The 19345-nt window shown below is 72.5% G+C and carries 20 protein-coding genes; 5 read left to right on the top strand and 15 right to left on the bottom strand.

Annotated elements, in window-relative coordinates; all coding sequences use genetic code 11:
• Window positions 1–21: 21 nt before the first annotated feature.
• From SGLAU_RS22070 to SGLAU_RS22055, 4 genes are all read right to left on the bottom strand, one after another.
• The gene (locus SGLAU_RS22070) at window positions 22–1119 is read right to left on the bottom strand and encodes a PDZ domain-containing protein (protein ID WP_043503973.1); all 1098 of its coding nucleotides are present in this window, start codon (window positions 1117–1119) and stop codon (window positions 22–24) included.
• 56 nt (window positions 1120–1175) lie between these two features.
• Window positions 1176–1307, bottom strand: coding sequence for a hypothetical protein (locus tag SGLAU_RS36730; protein ID WP_279628030.1), 132 nt, complete (start codon window positions 1305–1307; stop codon window positions 1176–1178).
• A 165-nt stretch (window positions 1308–1472) separates the two neighbouring features.
• The gene (locus SGLAU_RS22060) at window positions 1473–1934 is read right to left on the bottom strand and encodes a molybdenum cofactor biosynthesis protein MoaE (RefSeq protein ID WP_043503968.1); all 462 of its coding nucleotides are present in this window, start codon (window positions 1932–1934) and stop codon (window positions 1473–1475) included.
• 205 nt (window positions 1935–2139) lie between these two features.
• Window positions 2140–3252 (bottom strand): SDR family oxidoreductase, encoded by a 1113-nt coding sequence (locus SGLAU_RS22055; RefSeq protein WP_043503966.1) that lies wholly within the window; start codon window positions 3250–3252, stop codon window positions 2140–2142.
• Window positions 3253–3446: 194 nt separating this feature from the next.
• Between SGLAU_RS22055 and SGLAU_RS22050 the strand changes: the two genes are divergently transcribed.
• Both SGLAU_RS22050 and SGLAU_RS22045 read left to right on the top strand, forming a co-directional pair.
• A complete protein-coding gene (locus SGLAU_RS22050; RefSeq protein ID WP_043503965.1) occupies window positions 3447–4901 on the top strand; it encodes a zinc-dependent metalloprotease in 1455 nt (484 codons plus the stop codon).
• Window positions 4898–5419 (top strand): NUDIX hydrolase, encoded by a 522-nt coding sequence (locus SGLAU_RS22045; RefSeq protein ID WP_043503963.1) that lies wholly within the window; start codon window positions 4898–4900, stop codon window positions 5417–5419. The genes SGLAU_RS22050 and SGLAU_RS22045 overlap by 4 nt, the downstream gene beginning before the upstream one ends.
• A gap of 54 nt (window positions 5420–5473) precedes the next feature.
• Here SGLAU_RS22045 and SGLAU_RS22040 read toward each other — a convergent pair whose 3' ends face one another.
• The 4 genes from SGLAU_RS22040 to SGLAU_RS22025 all read right to left on the bottom strand — a co-directional run bounded on the left by SGLAU_RS22040 (window position 5474) and on the right by SGLAU_RS22025 (window position 9462).
• Entirely contained in the window at window positions 5474–6229 is a 756-nt protein-coding gene (locus SGLAU_RS22040) for an AIM24 family protein (RefSeq protein WP_043503961.1), read from the bottom strand.
• 18 nt (window positions 6230–6247) lie between these two features.
• Window positions 6248–6928, bottom strand: a complete 681-nt coding sequence (locus tag SGLAU_RS22035; protein WP_043503960.1) for an AIM24 family protein — start codon at window positions 6926–6928, stop codon at window positions 6248–6250.
• Between the two features lie 11 nt (window positions 6929–6939).
• Complete coding sequence (locus SGLAU_RS22030; protein ID WP_043503959.1) at window positions 6940–8688, bottom strand: TerD family protein; 1749 nt, start codon at window positions 8686–8688, stop codon at window positions 6940–6942.
• Between the two features lie 177 nt (window positions 8689–8865).
• Complete coding sequence (locus tag SGLAU_RS22025) at window positions 8866–9462, bottom strand: M48 family metallopeptidase (protein ID WP_043503958.1); 597 nt, start codon at window positions 9460–9462, stop codon at window positions 8866–8868.
• Window positions 9463–9797: 335 nt separating this feature from the next.
• Here SGLAU_RS22025 and SGLAU_RS22020 point away from each other — a divergent pair, with 335 nt between their 5' ends.
• Window positions 9798–11012: a TOMM precursor leader peptide-binding protein gene (locus SGLAU_RS22020; protein ID WP_043503956.1), complete on the top strand. Its 1215-nt coding sequence runs from the start codon at window positions 9798–9800 to the stop codon at window positions 11010–11012.
• Window positions 11005–12369 carry an ABC1 kinase family protein gene (locus SGLAU_RS22015; RefSeq protein ID WP_043503954.1) on the top strand — a complete coding sequence of 455 codons (1365 nt, stop codon included), beginning with the start codon at window positions 11005–11007 and terminating at the stop codon, window positions 12367–12369. The genes SGLAU_RS22020 and SGLAU_RS22015 overlap by 8 nt, the downstream gene beginning before the upstream one ends.
• Window positions 12370–12418: 49 nt before the next feature.
• Here SGLAU_RS22015 and SGLAU_RS35300 read toward each other — a convergent pair whose 3' ends face one another.
• The 5 genes from SGLAU_RS35300 to SGLAU_RS22000 all read right to left on the bottom strand — a co-directional run bounded on the left by SGLAU_RS35300 (window position 12419) and on the right by SGLAU_RS22000 (window position 16343).
• Window positions 12419–12628: a hypothetical protein gene (locus SGLAU_RS35300; protein ID WP_159072795.1), complete on the bottom strand. Its 210-nt coding sequence runs from the start codon at window positions 12626–12628 to the stop codon at window positions 12419–12421.
• 136 nt (window positions 12629–12764) lie between these two features.
• On the bottom strand, window positions 12765–13088 hold the full coding sequence (locus tag SGLAU_RS22010) for a hypothetical protein (RefSeq protein WP_043503952.1): 324 nt from the start codon (window positions 13086–13088) through the stop codon (window positions 12765–12767).
• Window positions 13085–13453: a WhiB family transcriptional regulator gene (locus tag SGLAU_RS22005; RefSeq protein WP_030784068.1), complete on the bottom strand. Its 369-nt coding sequence runs from the start codon at window positions 13451–13453 to the stop codon at window positions 13085–13087. Before SGLAU_RS22005 ends, SGLAU_RS22010 begins: the two co-directional genes overlap by 4 nt.
• 175 nt (window positions 13454–13628) lie before the next feature.
• Complete coding sequence (locus SGLAU_RS33840) at window positions 13629–13955, bottom strand: hypothetical protein (RefSeq protein ID WP_078957835.1); 327 nt, start codon at window positions 13953–13955, stop codon at window positions 13629–13631.
• Between the two features lie 165 nt (window positions 13956–14120).
• Window positions 14121–16343, bottom strand: a complete 2223-nt coding sequence (locus SGLAU_RS22000) for an ATP-dependent DNA helicase UvrD2 (RefSeq protein WP_052413851.1) — start codon at window positions 16341–16343, stop codon at window positions 14121–14123.
• A gap of 186 nt (window positions 16344–16529) precedes the next feature.
• On the opposite strand from SGLAU_RS22000, the gene SGLAU_RS21995 reads away from it, so the two are divergent.
• A complete protein-coding gene (locus tag SGLAU_RS21995) occupies window positions 16530–16772 on the top strand; it encodes a mycoredoxin (protein WP_043503946.1) in 243 nt (80 codons plus the stop codon).
• Window positions 16773–16837: 65 nt separating this feature from the next.
• Here the strand turns inward: SGLAU_RS21995 and nudC are convergent, their stop codons facing one another.
• Both nudC and SGLAU_RS21985 read right to left on the bottom strand, forming a co-directional pair.
• The gene (gene nudC, locus SGLAU_RS21990; protein ID WP_043503945.1) at window positions 16838–17782 is read right to left on the bottom strand and encodes an NAD(+) diphosphatase; all 945 of its coding nucleotides are present in this window, start codon (window positions 17780–17782) and stop codon (window positions 16838–16840) included.
• 156 nt (window positions 17783–17938) lie between these two features.
• Complete coding sequence (locus tag SGLAU_RS21985; protein ID WP_043506898.1) at window positions 17939–19342, bottom strand: dipeptidase; 1404 nt, start codon at window positions 19340–19342, stop codon at window positions 17939–17941.
• Between the last annotated feature and the right edge of the window lie 3 nt (window positions 19343–19345).

The raw sequence follows: 19345 nt of genomic DNA, 5'->3' as shown, positions 1-19345 counted from the left end.
CCGTGTGCGGCGGCGGCCCGCTCAGCCCCCGGAGGTGCACTTCGGCAGGCCGGCGGTGTCTCCCGCGCGGATGTCCTCCAGAGCGCCGAGCGCGTCCTCGATGGTGTCCACCTTGACCAGGGTGAGGCCCTCGGGCGTGTCCTTGGCGGCGGCCGCGCAGTTGTCGGCGGGCGTCAGGAAGAACTCGGCGCCCTTGGCGCGCGCACCGACCGTCTTCATCTCGACCCCGCCGATCGGGCCGACCTCGCCCGCGTCGTCGATGGTGCCGGTGCCCGCGACGAAACGCCCGCCGGTGAGGCTGCCGGGGGTCAGCTTGTCGTAGATGCCGAGCGCGAACATCAGTCCGGCGCTGGGGCCGCCGACGTCGGCCAGCTTGATGTCGATGGTGAACGGGAAGGTGTGGTCCGTCCCCGCCGAGATCCCGACGACGGCCCGCTTCTCCCCGCCGTCGTCGGAGGCGGCCGTGGTGACGGTGACGGTCTCGGTCCTGGCCGGTGCCCGCTTCTCCTTCTCCGCGGCGGCCTGCTCCTTGGCCGGCACGATCGTGAAGCGCACGTCCTCCCCCGGCTCGTGCCGGGTCACCAGCTCGGCCACGTCCGCCGGCTCCTTCACCGCCGTGCCGTCGACGGTCTTGATCACGTCCCCGGCGTGCAGCCTGCCCTCCGCGGGCGAGCCCTTCACCACGGTGGAGACGATCACCCAGGACTGCACCGGGATGTCCAGCTCCTTCAGGGCGGCGACCTTGGCGCTCTCCTGGGACTGGCTGAACTCCTCGGCGTTCTCCTGGGTGGACTCCTCCTCGGTCTTGCCGTCCGGGTAGAGCGTCTCGTGCGGCACGACCTTGTTGTCGTGGGCCAGCCAGCCGTAGACCGCCTCGACCAGGTTCATCCGGTAGTCGGCGCTGGTGACGCGGACCGTGGTCATGTTGAGGTGTCCGGTCGTCGGATAGGTCTTGTGGCCCGCGATCTGCAGCACCGGCTCCCCGTCGTGCTCGCCCAGCGTGTTCACCGTCGGCCCCGGGGACAGCTCCGCGTACGGCACGGGGATGAGGACTCCCGCGCACAGGAGCGCGATCAGCATCAGGGTGGAGGCGAGCATCGTCGCGGTGCGGCGTGGCATGCTTCGACAGTACGGGACGGTTCTGTCAGCACACCGTCAGGGCGGCGGCCCAGCGGTCAGCTCCCCGAGTGGGACCTCTCCATGGCCGCGCGGAACCGGGCGTACCCCTCCAGCTCGGGGCCGTCGCCGCGCGCCTTGCGGGTCCGGTTGGCCCATACGCCCCACAGGCCCGCGCCGATCGCAGCCATCAGCGGAATCAGCAACCAGGCGAGCGCTGCCATGCCGACCTCCCAACCCCGTACGAGCGTCCGCAAGTGACTGATCAGCAGATTAACCATCCGCACTGACAACGCTCACGGCAGGGGTGCGGTTACGCAAGCCGGGTGGGGCGCCGGGGGGCTGCGGCGCGGCGTTCAGCAGGCGCCGACCCACTCCTCGGTGCCGTCGGAGAACGTCTGGTGCTTCCAGATCGGCACTTCGTGCTTGAGGTCGTCGATCAGCCTGCGGCAGGCGTCGAAGGCCTCGCCGCGGTGCGGGCAGGACACCGCGACGACGACGGCCAGGTCCCCGACCCGCAGATCACCCACGCGGTGCACGGCGGCCAGCGCGCGCACCGGGAAGTCGGCGACGACCTTCTCCGCGACGCGCCGCAGCTCGGCCTCGGCGCTCGGGTGGCACGAGTATCCGAGCCGGTCGACGTCGGCCCCGCCGTCGTGGTTGCGCACCGTCCCGACGAACAGCGCCGTGCCGCCCGCGGCGTCGTCCCCGACCGCGCGGAACACCTCGTCCACGGAGAGCGGCGTCTCGCGGATGCCGATCAGCTTGACGGGCTCCTGGGCGCCCTGCTCACCGGGATGATCGTTCGTGGCTGCCATGCCTCCATCGTGCCTCACCCGGCCGCCGGCCAGGAATAGCCCTTTCCCCCGGCACCCGGCGCCGCCCTTTGGAGCCTCCTACAGCCGCGCCCCGGCCCGGACGGCGCCCGCCCCCGGCTCCGCCGCCGCGCCCTGCGCGGCCCTCGGGTTCGCTGCTGAGCCCTCCGCAGGCCTCGGGTTCGCTGCCGGCGCGGGCGGCGCCCGCTCAGATGCGGCGCCGGGCCCTGCGCGCCCGCCGCACCACGGCCGCCGCGCCCAGCAGAGCCACCGTGGCCCCGGCCGCGCCCGCCGCCGTGGCGTCCTTGCGGCCCAGCCGCCGCCCGGCCACGGTGTGCCGCCCGGAGACCTCCTCCAGCAGCTCCGCCAGCACCTCCTCGTTGGTCCACTGCGGCCGCCACCCGGCGTCGTGCAGCCGGCTGCCGCTGACCACCCAGGGGTACATCGTGTACGCGAGGTCCCCGGCCGGGGACGGCGTGAGCCCGATCCGGTGCAGCCGCGCCGCCGCGCCGAGCGCGACCGCCGAGGGCAGCTCCATCCGCCGGATGCCGCTCAGCTCCTCGACCTCCTCCTGCTCCAGCCAGCCGTCGCAGCCGACGGCCAGCTCGCCGTCCACCTTCTCCAGGACGGCGTACTCCAGGGCACTGCACAGGTCGTCGACGTGGCAGAACTGCCAGGCCGGCCGGGAGCCGGCCACCACCAGCAGCCGAGGGGACTCGAAGTACCTGGTCAGCGCGGTGTCCGTGCCGCCGACCAGCACCGCGGGACGGACCACGGTGACATTGAGCCCGGGGTGCGCGCGGGGCGCCCGCCGCGCCAGCCGCTCGATCTCCAGCAGGTCGCCGACCCCGGTCGCCTCCGCGGTGGCGCGCAGCTCCGCGTCCTCCGACAGGGGCAGCTCGTTGTCCGGGAGCGCCCCGTAGACCATCGCCGAGGTGCACAGCACCACGCGGTGCACCCCGGCCGCCGCGGCGGCGGTGAGCACGGTCTGGGTCCCCCGGACGTTGTACGCCGTCCGGGCGGCGGCATCGGTCTCCAGGTCGAGGTCGAGCGCGAGGTGGACGACGACATCCGCACCGCGCAGCTTCTCCGCGATGGCCGGATCACGCACATCGAGGATGTGCCACTGCGCGTCGGCGCACTCACCGCGTCGCTCGTCGAGGGCGACGACCTGCTTGATCTCCTCCGACGCGGCCAGTCTCGCGGTGAGCAGCGCGCCGACCCCGGACGCGGCACCGGTGACCGCGACGACGGGCCCGCGCGCGGCGGGAGTGGTTGAGTGGTTTCGCGCTGCGCGAACCTGCGGGTCTGGGGAACTCACCGGGCGTCTCCAGCGGTTGTCTTCAGTACGGGCGCGAGTGACGCGTACGTACCAGGTGGCATCCATCCTGCCGCAGGCCTCCTGTCGGCGAAGCACCGAGGCCCGAACCGCCCCGGGTGTCTACGCTGGGTGGTGTTGTCGGGCAGTCGTGCCGTCGGGTGAAGAACCGGCGGCCTTACCAGCCGAGGAATCCCGTGAGTGACACCCCATTCGGATTCGGCCTTCCGCCGGAGGAGCCGGAGAACGGCGACGAGGGCAAGAAGAAGGACCAGCAGAGCGGTGGTGGGCAGGGACCGGCCAACCCGTTCGGTTTCGGGTCGCTGCCCGGCGCCGGAGGCTTTGGAGGCCCCGGGGCGGACAATCCGCTCGCCGCCATGTTCGGGTCGCTGAACCCCACCGACCTGGGCGCCGCGTTCCAGCAGCTGGGCCAGATGCTCTCCTACGAGGGCGGCCCGGTGAACTGGGACATGGCCAAGCAGATCGCCCGCCAGACGGTCTCCCAGGGCACGTCTGACGGCACCAAGGACGCGAGCGTCGGCCCCGCCGAGCGCACCGCCGTCCAGGAGGCCGTCCGGCTGGCCGACCTCTGGCTGGACGACGCCACCTCCCTGCCGTCCGGCGCCGGCTCCGCCGTGGCCTGGAGCCGCGCGGAGTGGGTCGAGGCCACCCTGCCGGCCTGGAAGGAACTGGTCGACCCGGTCGCCGAGCGCGTCGGCAACGCCATGGGCGACGTCCTGCCGGAGGAGATGCAGGCCATGGCGGGCCCGCTGATCGGCATGATGCGGTCCATGGGCGGCGCCATGTTCGGCACGCAGATCGGGCAGGCCGTCGGCGTGCTCGCGGGCGAGGTCGTCGGGTCCACCGACATCGGCCTGCCGCTCGGCCCGGCCGGCAAGGCCGCGCTGCTGCCGGTGAACATCGAGGCCTTCGGCAAGGACCTCGGCGTCCCCAAGGAGGAGGTGCGGCTGTACCTCGCCCTGCGCGAGGCCGCCCACCAGCGGCTCTTCGCGCATGTGCCGTGGCTGCGCTCGCACCTGTTCGGCGCGGTCGACGGCTACGCGCGCGGCATCAAGGTCGACACCGCGAAGCTGGAGGACGTGGTCGGCCAGTTCGATCCGCAGAACCCGGAGCAGCTTCAGGACGCCCTCCAGCAGGGCATGTTCCAGCCGGAGGACACGCCGGAGCAGAAGGCCGCCCTGGCCCGGCTGGAGACGGCCCTGGCGCTCGTCGAGGGCTGGGTGGACGCGGTGGTGCACGCCGCCGCGAAGCCCCGTCTGGGGTCCGCCGACGCGCTGCGCGAGACGCTGCGACGCCGTCGCGCCTCCGGTGGCCCGGCCGAGCAGACGTTCGCCACGCTGATCGGCCTGGAGCTGCGCCCGCGCCGGCTGCGGGACGCCTCCCGGCTGTGGGCCTCGCTCACGGACGCGCGCGGTGTCGACGGCCGGGACGCCCTGTGGGCCCACCCGGACATGCTGCCGACGGCCACGGACCTGGACGACCCGGACGGTTTCGTGCACCGCGAGCAGATGGACTTCTCCGAGTGGGACAAGATGCTCGGCGAGGCGGCGGACAAGCCCGACCTGCGCAAGAAGGGCCGGGGCGAAGGCACGGACGGCGAGGACGACGGCAAGGGCGACGGCGCGGAGTGAGCCTGTACGACGACGCGGTCCTCGTGCTGAAGGCGTACGAGGACCAGGAGGAGCTGCGCCAGGCCTACCTCGACCACCTCGCCGAGCACCCGGACGGCATGTGGAAGGCCTGTCACGCGGGCCACCTCACGGCGAGCGCCCTGGTGGTCGACCCGGTGCGCGAGCGGGTGCTGCTCACCCTGCACCGCAAGCTGCGGATGTGGCTGCAGATGGGCGGCCATTGCGAGCCGGGGGACACCTCCCTGCCGGCGGCGGCGCTGCGCGAGGCGACGGAGGAGTCGGGCATCGCGGGGCTGACCCTGCTGCCGGGCGGCCCGGTGCGGCTGGACCGGCATCCCATCCCCCCGCCCTGCCACGTCCACCTGGACGTGCAGTACGCGGTCTCGGCGCCGCCGGACGCCGTCCAGCAGATCAGCGACGAGTCCCTCGACCTGCGCTGGTTCGGCTACGACGAGGTGGCGGGCGTGGCCGACGAGTCGGTCGTACGGCTGCTGGAGGCCGCCCGGGCCAGGCTCTGAACAGGTAAGGGGGGACCGCCGTGGTGGTCACCCCTTACCGCAGCCCTCGTGGGCTCAGTTCCAGACGTTGCCCTGGTTCTGGCCGCGGGCGCCCTGCTGGCCCATGCCGTACTGCGCGGCGAGGCCCGACCCGATCTGGGCGTTCTGGGGCGGCAGCAGCTCGCTCGGCTGGATCAGCGCGAAGCCGGTGCCCATGAAGCTCAGCTCCCAGCCCTCGCCGGTGCTGCCGCGGCGCCGCCAGACGCCGGAGGAGTGCGTCTGCGCCTGCATCTGCACCCGCAGCCCGGTGGACCAGGCGACGATCGCGTCGGCGTCGCAGTTGACGTACTTGTCCGGCGTGACGTGCATCATCAGCGGCATGCCGGAGGTCATCAGGGCCACCTTGCCGCGGCCGGTGATGTTGAGCTGGTACTTCCCCGAGCCGGAGATGCCGTACAGGCTGTCGACGGCGATCACCTCGTGGTGCAGCGAGGAGTCCATCGCGAGGACGTAGCTGCTGTCCACGGTGAGCCCGTCCTGGTCGACGTCGACCAGGTGCACGTGCTGCTTGAGGTTGGCGAGGTAGACCGTGCCCTGCCCGTGGCAGCGCATCAGGTCCAGGCCCTCGCCCGTGCGGGCCCGGTCGCGCGACTGGCCGCTGCCCTGGAACTCGGCGTCGAACTCCACCATCCCCTGGTAGGCGACCATGGTGCCCTTGCGGGCCAGGATGTCGTCGTGGCCCTCCAGGGCGACGCGCAGCATCTGCTTGTTCTGCAGGCTCCAGCGTTCCTGGGTCTGCTGCTCGGCGTGGGCGAAAAGCGGACTCTGCATGGTGTTTCTGGCTCCCCCTCAGCCCCGGACCCGAAGGCGGTCGGTGCTGTCCTCGCTGGGCTGGACGACGACGATGCCCTGTCCGGAGAAGGCCATCTGGTAGGCCTCTCCGCTGCCCCGGCCGATCAGCGACTGGGCCTTGAAGCTGCGCTTGCCCTTCACCTTGAGGTTCGGTGACCAGGCCACGAGGGCGTCCGGGTCGACGTAGGTCTCGTCCTCGCCGCCGCCGCAGTCGACGACGATCGGCTTGCCCCGGGAGGTCAGGGCGACCCAGCCCTGGCCGGAGATCCTCGTGTTCCACAGGCCCTGGCCGGCGAACTTCGCGAGCCCCTTGACCCGCTCGACGCCCCAGGTCAGGTGCGCGTCGAAGGCGAGCAGGTTGGTGGCGTTGACGGAGATGCCGTCGCCGTTGAGGTTGATGACGACGACGTTGGCGCCGTAGTCGGCGAGGTAGAGCAGGCCGTCCCCGGAGCACTTCATCAGGGGCGCGCCCTCGCCGGTCATCCAGTCCTTGGCGATCTGGCGCACGGCGGGCGGGTTGGGCTCGTACTGGATGAACCCTTCGTAGGCGACCATCGATCCCACGCGCGCGAGGAGGTCGTTCCCGGTCTGCATGGCGACCTTCAGCATGTGGTTGCCGTGGTTCTCCATGCGGGCGGTGACGGGTGCGGGGGCGTGGCCCGCGAGCGGCTGGTTCATGACGGGCTCCCTCAGACCTCGTACGGCTGGACGACGATGAAGTTGCCGGGCGCGCCCCGGAACTGGAGGTTCACGCTCTCCCCGGAGTCGCCCGGGTAGGCGTTGCGGCGCATGCGGACCTGGCTGGAGACGATCACCTGCGCGGCGGACGACCAGGCGACCACGGCGTTGCAGTCGGCGAACGTGGTCGGTGTGACCGGCAGCACGACGGGCGTGCCGTGGGTCTTGACGACGATCGTGCCGGTGCCCTGGAACTGCATCGTGAACAGCGCGCCGCCCGGGATGCCGTGCCCCTCGATGCGGCGCACCTCGTAGGTCAGGCTCTCGTCGAAGGCGAGGACGTTCTCGGCGGAGACGCAGATGCCGTCGCCCTGCAGCTCGATCGGGTGCAGCATCGTGGAGTTCTCGGCGAGGAAGACCTGGCCCTGGCCGGTGCAGCGCATCAGCTGCATCTCCTGGCCCGTGGCGTTGCCGACGATCCGGCCTGCGAAACCGGCGCCCTTGTAGCTGAAGTCGACCTTGCCCTGGTAGAGCACCATGCTGCCCTGGCGGGCAAGTACGGGCTGGCCGCCGACGCCCAGGTCCACGCGGACCATCTTCTTGTTCTGCTGGGTCCAGCGCTGCCCGGTGGGCGTCTCCTTGAACTGCTGGAGCGCGGCGGCGACACCGGGGGCCTGCGGGGCGCCCTGGGGCATGCCCTGCGGTGCGCCGTACGGCGCGGGCCCGCCGGGGGCCTGGCCGAAGGGCGGCTGCTGGCCGTAGCCGGGCGGCGGTGCGGCCTGGGGCGGGTGCGGCGCCTGGGGCTGGGGGTAGCCGGGCGGCGGCGGAGCGGTCGGCGCGAGCGCGGCCTGGCTGTACGGGGGCTGCTGGGGCGGCTGGCCGTACGGGGGCTGCTGGCCCGGCTGGCCGTAGGGCTGGTGGGGCGCGGAGTGTCCGTAGGGCTGCTGGGGGGCGGGCTGGCCGTAGGGCGGTGTCGGGGCCGGGGCGGGCGGCGGGACGGTGCCGCCGGGCGGGGTGAGGGGCGCGGCAATGGTGGGCGCGGCGTGCACCTGCGGCTGCGGAGCCGGGGGCGGGGTGGCGCCCTGCGGGGGCGCGAAGCCTTGCGCGGGGGCGGGCGCGGGGGCCGGCGCGGGGGCGCCGAACGCGGGCGGGGCGGCCGGCTGCGCGGGCGGGGCGAAGCCCGGCGCGGGCGCGGGCGCGGCCTGGGGCTGCTGCGGCTCGGGGGACTCCTCCTCCAGGACCTCGCCGCCGAAGTTCCTCAGCAGCGCCTCCAGACCACCGTCGAAGCCCTGCCCGACGGCCGCGAACCGCCAGACGTCCTTGAGGTAGAAGTCGCCCAGCATCACGGCGCGCTCGGTGGAGAACTCCGAACCGTCGAAGGAGTACCGGGCCACCTCCTCGCCGCCCGCGACGATCCGGATGTACCCGGGGTTGATCTGCGACATCTGTCCGGCGCCGTCGATCGTCGCCGTGAACGACAGCTTGTGGATCTGCGGCGGGACGCGGTCGAGCGTAACCCGGAAGGACTCGGTGTCGCCCGCCTGGGCGCCCAGCAGCTGGATGGACTCCTCGGGGGACTTCGGCTGGTTGAAGAAGACGAAGTAGCGGTCGTCCGAGAGCCGTTCGTCGGCGTCGAGGCCGAAGCAGCTGATGTCGAAGGTCAGTCCCGGGGCGGAGATCTGCACGCCTACGTACAGATCCGTGCCCGCGGTGAGATCACTGATCCTGGCCTTGTGGCCGCGTTGGAATTGCCTGGCCATGCGTTACGACCGTCCCCCATCCCGAGTGTGAGTGCGTCGCGCCAGGCTAACGGCAAATTCCGGCGACGGACGCGGCCGGTACAGACCCGGTACACAACCACCGCCGACCGGTGTCCTCACGCGGACGGGGCCGCTCGCGCGCCGCGCGCGGGACGATCACTCCCCGCGCGGAACGGGTCACTCCCCGCGCGCGCCGGGCAGGTGCGGCAGCCGCTCGGCCGCCACGACCCCCTCGAGGTAGCCGCGGGCCCGTTCGGTCCGCGGATACGCCTCCAACAGCCGCCAGAACCGCGGCCCGTGGCCGGGCACCAGCAGGTGGGCCAGCTCGTGCAGGAGCACGTAGTCGATGACGTACTCGGGCATCCCCTGGAGCCGGTGGGAGAGCCGGATGCTGCCCTCGGCGGGGGTGCACGAACCCCAGCGCGTGTTCTGGTTGGTGACCCAGCGGACCGAGGTGGGACGGGCCCGGCCGTCGAAGTACTGCGCCGAGAGCCGCTCGGCGCGCCCGGTCAGCTCGGCGTCGCCGAGGAGCCGCTTGCTCTCCTGGGCGGCCAGCTTGTCGAGCATGACGTTCACCCAGCGCTGCTCCTCCGCCTGGGACATCCGGGCGGGGATGAGCACGACGGTGCGATCGCCCTCGCGGTAGGCGGACACCGTCCTTCGTCGGCGGGCGCTCCTGCGTACCTCGATCGCGCTCGCCCCCGAGCCGCCGGGCGGCTGGCTCGTCGTGCTGCGCTGAGGTGTCGCTGCGCGGTGCAGTGGGTCGACGGGCACGCCCCGACGTTACCCGCTGCGCCCGGGGGAAGTCCCGGGTCCGGGGCGGTTGGATACCGATCCGGCACCGAGTGCTTGATTTGTACGACAATCACCCACCACCTGTGGACAACGTCCGGCACCGGCGGCGCGAAGCGTGCATGCTGGCATGCGTCGACGGACCACGGACCGTGACGCACCGCAGCGGACAGAACCGGACCGGAATGAAATGGGGCGGATCGGCGCGTAAGCGTACGGACCAGCATGGACTGTGCGGACAGGAATAGACCGGCGCGCGTACGCGGTTGTCGACAAGCTGGGCTTTTCATAAGACTTCTGGGCAACGGGGGCCTGACATGCATCCGATGGTGAAGCCCGCGCTCCGGCGCGGCTGGCGCGACCTCAACACCGTGCAGTTCGGGATGACTCCGGCACACGCGATGACGCTGGGTCCGATGGACACCGCGACCGGCAGCTTCCTCGATCTCCTCAACGGCACCCGCGGGCTGGACCTGCTGCGCGCCGAGGGCCGGCGGATGGACCTGCCCGACGGCCATGTGGACGCGCTGCTGCGGAGGCTCGCCGGGGCCGGCCTGCTGGACGACGCGAAGGGCGGCGGCCCGGACGCGGAAGCCCTGCGGAACAGGCCGGAGGTCCTCGACCGCCTCCGTCCCGACCTGGCCGCGCTGTCGCTGACCACCTCGGAACCGGGCGAGGCGATCGAACGGCTGGCCGCGCGCCGCTCGCTGCGAGTGCAGGTGCGCGGCGCCGGCCGGGTGGGCTCGGCCCTGGCCGCCCTGCTGGCCGGAGCGGGCGTCGGCGTGGTCGACGTGCGGGACGGCGGGCAGGTGGAACCGTGGGACGTGACTCCGGGCGGGCTGCCCGCCGACGCCGTGGGCGCCCGCCGGGACGAGACCGCCCGGCGGGTCGTGCGCGCAGCCGCCCCGGACCGCGCGCCCCGCCCCGCCCCCCGCTCCCCCGCCGGGGACGCCGACCCGGGCTTCTCCCTGGTGGTCCTCGCCCCGCGCGACGATGTCGCCGTCCACGCGCCCGACCCGGACACCGCCGCTCCCCTCATGGACTCCGGTGTCCCGCACCTGTACGCGGGGGTGGTGGAGGGAACCGGCACGGTCGGCCCGCTCGTCCTGCCGGGAGAGACCGGCTGCGCCGGCTGTCTGCACCGGGGGCGCGCCGAGCGGGACCCGACCTGGCCGCGGCTGGTCGCCCAGTGGCAGTCGGGCAGGCAGCGGCAGGGCAGGCCGTGCGATATCGCGCTGGCCGCCACGGTGGCCGGACTGGCGGCCGCGCACGCGCTCGCCTTCCTCGACGGCCGGACGCCGTCGAGCGCGGGCGCCCGTTGGGAGGTCGCCCTGCCGGGACTGCAGTGGCACGCGAGACCGGTGTGGGCACACTCCGGGTGCCCGTGCGGGGCGGCGGAGAAATCTCACGCTCGATCGGCCTCAGAGGAAGACGCCGCACACGAGACAATGGCGGAGCAAGGGTCGTCGACGCGGGTAGGCCGTCCGGCAGCCGCGGCGCGGCCGGCTGGGAATTGGAGGGCGCATGTCTGATCTTCCCCGGAAGGCGGTCACCCGGACCGCCAAGCTCGCCGCGCTCCCGCTCGGCTTCGCCGGCCGGGCGACCTGGGGGCTGGGCAAGCGGATCGTCGGCGAGTCCGCGGAGATCGTCGGCCGCGAGCTGCAACAGCGCACGGCCGAGCAGCTCTTCAAGGTGCTCGGGGAGCTCAAGGGCGGCGCGATGAAGTTCGGGCAGGCCCTGTCCGTGTTCGAGTCGGCGCTGCCCGAGGAGGTCGCCGGCCCCTACCGGGCGGCCCTGACCAAGCTCCAGGAAGCCGCCCCGCCCATGCCCACGCGCACCGTGCACGCGGTGCTCGCGGAACGGCTCGGCGAGGACTGGCGGGAGCTGTTCGAGGAGTTCGAGGACAAGCCGTCGGCGGCGGCCTCGATCGGGCAGGTGCACCGGGCGGTGTGGCACGACGGCCGTGAGGTCGCGGTCAAGGTGCAGTACCCGGGGGCCGGTGAGGCCCTGCTCTCCGACCTCGGCCAGCTGAGCCGCTTCGCCCGGCTGCTGGGACCGCTGGTCCCCGGCATGGACATCAAGCCGCTGATCACGGAACTGAAGGACCGGGTCTCTGAGGAGCTGGACTACGGCCTGGAGGCGCAGGCCCAGCAGGCGCACGCCGAGGAGTTCGCCGGCGACCCGGACGTGCTGGTGCCGGCCGTGATCCACCAGAGCGAGCAGGTCCTGGTCACCGAGTGGATCGACGGCATCCCGCTCTCGGAGATCATCGCCGGGGGCACGCAGGAACAGCGCGACCGGGCCGGCCAGCTGCTCGCCCGCTTCCTCTTCTCCGGCCCGGCCCGCACCGGTCTGCTGCACGCCGACCCGCACCCGGGGAACTTCAGGCTGCTGCCCGGCGGGCCGGACGGCGAGGACGACTGGCGGCTGGGCGTGCTGGACTTCGGCACGGTCGACCGTCTCCCGGGAGGTCTGCCGGCACCGATCGGCGAGTCCCTGCGCATGACGCTCGACGGCGAGGCCCAGGCCGTCTACGACCTGCTGTGCGAGGAAGGGTTCGTGAAGGAGTCCATCGACCTGGACCCCGACGCGGTGCTCGACTACCTGCTGCCGATCATCGAACCGGCGCAGGTCGACGCCTTCACCTTCACCCGCGGCTGGATGCGCGGCCAGGCCGCCCGGATCGCCGATCCCCGGTCGCCCGCCTACCAGCTCGGCAAGCGGCTGAACCTGCCTCCGGCGTACCTCCTGATACACCGCGTCACGCTCAGCACCATCGGGGTGCTGTGCCAGCTCGGCGCCACGGTCAGGCTGCGTGAGGAGCTGGAGGAGTGGCTGCCGGGGTTCGTGGAGGAGGAGCCGGAGGAGGAACCCGCGGCGGAGGCCTGAGGCCCGGGCGGAGGTACCGTGCGGAGGCCCGGGGGTGTCGGTGTGCGTGTCACCACCAGGCCGAGTCGAGGCGCCCCTCGATCGCTCTGAGGTTCTCGCGCGAGCACCTGTCGCAGAAGTACTGGCGGACGCCGTTCTCCACGGAGCAGGTCCAGGTGGGCCGCGGGCCGTCCGTCCCGATGCCGCAGCGGGCGCACACGAGGCGCCCGCGCTCCGGGCGGGAACCGGCGTCGTCACTGCCTCCGGAAAGACTCGTCACCCGGTGACCATAACGCCGGCATCGGCTGATCACCGGCTGCAACGCACCGCGGGGGCCGGTCCGTTCGGCCGGACCGGCCCCCGCGGGAAAGCTGTTGCCTCCCGCTCGGGGAGGCCGCCGCTTCAGGCGTGGTGGGTTACTGCATGACGGCCAGGGCGAGCGCCCGGCGGGCGCGCAGCGAGGCGCGCTCGGCCCGGCGCTGCATCCGGCGGGCGGCCGCCAGGCTGATGGCCCGGCGCTCCCGCTGTGCCTCGTGCAGACGGTCGTGCATATGCGCACGAGCCAGGGCTTCTGGGATGAGTTGCATCTCTCGGGTCCTGTTCTGACGCGAACCGGTCGTGCCGGTCGTGGTGAAGTCTCGGGTTGCGGAGCCGGTGGGCTCGGTGATGGACGGCTTCATCGGGGCCTGCTTCTTGGGGTCGTGCGTGAGGGGACGGTCGATCGTTCCTGCGGTGTTCATGCCGTGACCGGGTTCTTCCGCGGGCGGCCACGCGGCCGCTTCCGGGCGACGACGACCCCCTGGACGAACAGCTCGCCACCCCAGACGCCCCACGGCTCGCGCCGCTCCTTGGCGCCGGCCAGGCAGGCCTCCATCAGCGGGCAGGTGCGGCACAACGACTTGGCGTACTCCACGTCGGCCGGCGACTCGGCGAAGAAGACCTCCGGGTCGTAGGAGCGGCACGGGACGGGTACGCCCAGGTTCTCGATGGCGTCGTCGAGCGCGGTGAGCGCGGTGAGCGGGGTCAAGGCGGAGTCCTCCGTGAGGCCGGGCGGGGGGATCGTTTCGGAAGGCGGTACGGACGGGGCGTGCGCTTCGAGTTGCACGGGTCGTTTTCCTCGTCTGGTCGTTCCGGTCGGGTGGACCGGGTGGCGGCTGGTACCGGGTTCTTTTCTTGTCCCGAGGCCCCTTCGCTCCGTCATCCACGTTCGTGGACAAACAGAAGGGCCGCGGATCCCGGATGGGGTTCCGCGGCCCTGAAGGCGCCGGCCTGATCGCCGATCAGGCTGGATCACTCCAGGGTTCTGGCCCACGGAAGGCCCACATACGGGGGTGCTGCGTCGTCTTCGTCCGGAATCCGGCACCGGTCGCCGTAAAGGCATAGGCCTGCGCCTTCGCCTCTACTGCCGCTTCCAGTGCCTTGGTCGGTCGCTCATTGCCCTCGCGGACGGGAAGGTCAGCGAGCAGCAGGGAGGACGCCGGACGGACGGCACGAATGCCGGACAGACCGGTGCCCTGGTCCGAGAAGCCGAGCATGCACAGGGAAGCGACGACCGAGCGATCGGTCATTTTGACGGTGCTGATGGAGCTGGCGTTGATGCTGATCACTGGACTCGCCTCCTCTCGGCGTCTCGGGGGACTGGGGTGAGCCAGTCCGACGGATATGCAAGTACAACACGGAATCGGCGCCTCCGAGAAGGCCGCCGTTCCCACGGCTAAGAACCTATGGGGATCGCCGGGGCATGCGCAAACTATTTTTCCGACGAGTTCGTATCAGTCCCCGCCCTCTCCTTCCCGGGGTTCTTCCGCGGGTCCTTCGCCGGGATCACGGCCCGCGCAGAGGGCCAGCACGTCGGCTCCGTAGCGGTTGAGCTTGCGCGCTCCCACACCGGGGATCCGCGCCAGTTCGCCCGCGTCGTCGGGGACCGTCTCGGCGATCGCCATCAGCGTCTTGTCGGTGAAGACGCAGAACGCGGGCTGGCCGCTGCGCCGTGCCTGTTCCGCGCGCCACTCGCGCAGCCGCTCGTACAGTCCCTCGTCCATGTCGGACGGGCACTCCTCGCAGCGCAGCAGCTTCAGCTCACCGGCGTCGGTGAGGGTGCGCCCGCACACCCGGCAACGGGCCGGGGTACGCCGGGTGCGCCGGGGCGCGGTCTCGGTCCGGCCCGCGAACCCGCGCTCGACGCCCCCCGCCCCGCTGCTCGTCGCGCCGCGGCCTGCGGCGCTTCCCGAGCCGGGGCGCAGACCGTCGAGGAACCGGCTGGGACGCCGGCTGGGGCGGCCGCCGGGCGAGCGGGCGAGCGACCAGGAGACGTACAGATGGGTGCGGGCCCGTGTGACGCCGACGTACAGGAGGCGGCGCTCCTCCTCGATCTGCTCGTCCGTCCTGGCGTAGGTGATCGGCATCATGCCCTCGGCGACACCGACCAGGAAGACGACGTCCCACTCCAGGCCCTTGGCCGAGTGCAGCGAGGCGAGGGTGACGCCCTGCACGGTCGGGGCGTGCTGGGCGCCTGCCCGCTCGTCGAGTTCCGCGACGAAGTCGGCGAGGGTGGCGCCGGGCTGGGCGGCGGCGAAGTCCTGGGCCAGGTTGACCAGGGCCGCCAGGGACTCCCAGCGTTCTCTGACGGCTCCGGACCCGGCAGGGGGCTGGGGGGTCCAGCCGTCGGCGGAGAGCACGGCCCGGACCTGGGAGGGCAGGTCGACGGCCTCGTCCAGGGCCGAGTCGTTCCCGCCGAAGCGGGCCGCGCCGCGCAGCGCGACGCCCGCCTTGCGGACCTCCGGGCGGTCGAAGAACCGCTCGGCGCCGCGCAGCTGATACGGGATCCCGGCGTCCGCGAGAGCCTGCTCGTAGGTCTCCGACTGGGCGTTGGTGCGGAACAGGACGGCGATCTCGCTCGCCGGTGTGCCGGCGTCGAGGAGGTCGCGGATGCGGCGGGCGGCGCCCTCGGCCTCGGCGGGTTCGTCGGTGTACTCGGTGTGGACCGGCTCGGGGCCGGCGGGGCGCTGGGAGACGAGTTCCAGCCGGTGGTCGGCGGCCCGGCCGCGGGCCTGGGCGAGGAGGCCGTTGGCGAGGCGGACGACCTGGGGCGTGGAGCGGTAGTCGCGGACCAGCTTGACGACGGTGGCGTGCGGGTGCTTGACGCGGAAGTCGAGCAAGTGGTCGGGGGTTGCTCCCGTGAACGAATAGATCGTCTGGCTGGCGTCACCGACCACGCACAGGCTGTCCCGGTCGCCGAGCCACAGTTCCAGCAGGCGCTGCTGCAGGGGGCTGACGTCCTGGTACTCGTCCACCACGAAGTGCTGGTACTGGGCGCGCACCTGTTCGGCGATGTCCTGCCGGTCCTGGAGGATGGCGACGGTCAGCAGCAGAACGTCCTCGAAGTCGATGACCGCGCGGTCGCGCTTGAGGTCCTCGTACGCCGAGTAGAGCTGGGCGATCTCCGCGGGGTCGCGAGGCACCTCCCGGCCGGCCTTCGCTGCTGCGAGCGCGTAGTCGGCGGGGACGGTCTGGGTGACCTTGGACCATTCGATCTCCGCTGTGACGTCCCGCAGCTCGCCCCGGTCGAGACGGATGCGGCAGGCGGCGGCCGCGTCCGCGACGAGCTGGATCTTGCGGTCGACGAGCCGGGGCAGGGAGCCGCCGATCGCTTTCGGCCAGAAGTACTGGAGCTGCCGGAGCGCCGCGGAGTGGAAGGTGCGGGCCTGGACGCCGGTGGCGCCGAGCTGGCGGAGCCGGCCGCGCATCTCGCCGGCGGCGCGGTTGGTGAAGGTGACGGCGAGCACGCTGGAGGGCTGGAGGATCCCGGCCCGCACCCCGTAGGCGATGCGATGGGTGATGGCCCGGGTCTTGCCCGTGCCCGCTCCCGCGAGAACGCACACCGGGCCGTGCAGCGCGGTGGCGACCTCACGCTGCTCCGGGTCGAGCCCTTCGAGCACCGCGTCGGCCGAGTCGGGGACCTGCGGGATGAGAGGGGGGTGCGTTGCTGCTGTCACACAGCCATGCTGCCAGGTCGGGGGAGACGGCTGAGCCGGTTGTCCACAGGCGGGGCCTCGCGGTCGTACTTATCACTTCGGGCGGAGGTGACGCATCGGCCAAGGCGGCCGCGGGAATGGTGGCGCTTTCAAGTACGTTCCCCCTGCGAAGCACCTGTCCCCGACCCGCTGAAGGAGCGCGAAGACATGCCGGGCACTGTGACGATGTACAGCACCACGTGGTGCGGCTACTGCCGTCGGCTGAAGAGCCAGCTCGACCGCGAGGGCATCACGTACGAAGAGATCAACATCGAGCAGGACCCGGAGTCGGCCGCGTTCGTGGAGAAGGCGAACGGCGGGAACCAGACCGTGCCGACCGTGCTGTTCCCGGACGGGAGCACCCTGACGAACCCGTCGCTGGCGCAGGTCAAGCAGAAGATCGGCGTCTGACGGCGATTCCGGCGCGACACGACGAAGGCGGCCCCCAGGATCTTCCGGGGGGCCGCCTTCGTGTGTCAGATCATGCTCCGCATCGGCAGCGGCTTGCCGTACCACAGCTCGATCAGGCGGGCCGCGATCGAGATGCCGTAGGGCGGCAGCACCTCGCCGGACTCGAAGGCGGCGCCCAGCTCGTCGCGGGAGAACCAGCGGGCCTCGTGGATCTCGTCACCGTCGACGTCGATGTCGGTGGAGGTGGCGCGGGCCATGAAGCCGAGCATGAGGCTGGACGGGAAGGGCCAGGGCTGGCTGGCCACGTACTCGACCCGGCCGACGCTCACGCCCACCTCCTCGGCCACCTCGCGGCGCACCGCCTGCTCGATGGACTCGCCCGGTTCGACGAAGCCGGCGAGGGTCGAGAAGCGGCCCTCGGGCCAGTGCACCTGCCGGCCGAGGAGGATGCGGTCGTCCTCGTCGGTGACGGCCATGATCACGGCCGGGTCGGTGCGCGGGTAGTGCTCGGCGCCGCAGGCGGGGCAGCGGCGGATGTGGCCGGCGGCGGCGATCACGGTGCGCTCACCGCAGCGGGAGCAGAAGCGGTGGGTGCGCTGCCAGTTCTCCAGGCCGACGGCGTGCACCATCAGCCCGGCGTCGCGCGGGGACAGCAGCAGCCCGGCCTCCCGCAGGCCGGCCGGGCGGGCGGACTGGTCGATCCGGCCCGGCAGGGCGTCCTTCTGGAGCGCGAAGTAGCTGACGCCGTCCTCGTCGATGCCCAGGAAGTAGCGGTGGGCCTCGGTGAGCGGGGCCTCGAAGGACGGGGTCATGACGAGTTCGGTGCGCCCGTCCGCTGTCTCGTCGATGAGGACCTGGCCGCCGGAGACCACGAAGCAGCGGGTGGTCGGGTGGCTCCACGCCGCTGCGAGCCAGGCCTCGTCGAGCCGGTGGTGGGCGGCCCGGTCGATGCCGCTCGGGGCGGTGAGCGAGATGGGCCGGTCGGCGGTGTGGTCGGTCCAGGTGGTCACGGGTGCTTCCAACTCCCCCGGTGCAACGGTTCGGTTCGGCGGGCGGTTCGGCGGGTCGTTCGTGCGGGATCGACCGGGTCCGGCAGGGCTCGGTGGTGTGTGGCGGCCCTTCCAGTGTGCCCCGCGCGGTGCGGGGGTCCGGACGGCTGGGCGGGCTCAGCGGGCATGGCGCCAGTTCGCCGCGAGATCACCCCACAGGTACGCGCCGGTCTCGGCGCCCTTCAGGAGCAGGTCCAGTTCGACCTTCTCGTTCGGGGCGTGCCAGCCGTCGGAGGGGACGGAGATACCCAGGAAGAGGACGGGTGCGCCCAGGACGTCCTGGAGGTCGGCGGCCGGTCCGGAGCCGCCCTCGCGGGTGAAGCGGACCGTCGTGCCGAACGCGCGGCCCATGGCCCGCGCCACGGACTGCAGGGCCGGGTGGTCCAGCGGGGTCAGACACGGGCGCGTGCCCGCGGAGAAGGCGATCTCGTGCCGGATGCCGGCGGGCAGCCGGTCGGCGGCCCACGCGCGGACGATCCGCTCGATGTGGTCGAGGTCCTGGCCCGCGACGAGCCGGAAGGACAGCTTCACCATGGCGCTCGCCGGGATGATCGTCTTGCTGCCGGCGCCCTGGTAGCCGCCGCCGATGCCGTTGACCTCGGCGGTGGGGCGGGCCCAGACGCGCTCCAGGGTGGTGTATCCGGCCTCGCCCTGGGCGGCGTGCGACTTGGCGGTGCGCAGCCACCGCTCCTCGTCGAAGGGCAGCTCGGCGAAGAGTTCCCGCTCGCGGTCGGTGAGCTCCACCACTCCGTCGTAGAAGCCCGGGACGGCCACCCGCCCCTGCTCGTCGTGGAGCGCGGCGACCAGGCGGGCCGCGGCGGTCGCCGGATTGGGCACGGCGCCGCCGAAGGACCCGGAGTGGATGTCCTGGTCGGGGCCGTACAGCCGGATCTCGCACTCGGCGAGGCCGCGCATGCCGGTGCACACCGTGGGGGTGTCCTCGGACCACATGCCGGTGTCGGAGACGATCACCGCGTCGGCGGCGAGCCGGTCGGCGTGCTCCTCGACGAGGGCGCGGAAGTGCGGGGAGCCGGACTCCTCCTCGCCCTCGATCAGCAGCTTCAGGTGGACGGCCGGGACGTTGCGGCCGGTGGCGGCGAGGTGGGCGCGCACGCCGAGGGTGTGGAAGAAGACCTGGCCCTTGTCGTCGGCGGCCCCGCGCGCGTAGAGCCGGTTGTCGCGGACGACGGGCTCGAAGGGCTCGCTGTCCCAGCCGTCCTCGCGGGCGGCGGGCTGCACGTCGTGGTGGCCGTAGACGAGGACGGTCGGCGCGGCCGGGTCGTCGGAGGGCCACTCGGCGTACACGGCGGGGGCGCCCGGGGTCTGCCAGACCTCGGCGGTCGGGAAACCGGTCTCCTCGAGTTTCCCGGCGAGCCAGTCGGCACTGCGCCGCACGTCGGGCGCGTGGTGCGGCTGGGCGGACACCGACGGTATGCGCAGCCACTCGGCGAGGTCGTCGAGGAAGGCCTTGCGGTGCTGGTCGATGTACGCGCGGACGGCGCTGTCCGGGGTCTGGCTCATGGT

The organism is Streptomyces glaucescens, from assembly GCF_000761215.1.
Taxonomy (GTDB): Bacteria; Actinomycetota; Actinomycetes; order Streptomycetales; family Streptomycetaceae; genus Streptomyces; species Streptomyces glaucescens_B.
The sequence above is the reverse complement of the archived record's forward strand: the minus strand, read 5'-3'. Positions and strand labels throughout refer to the sequence as shown.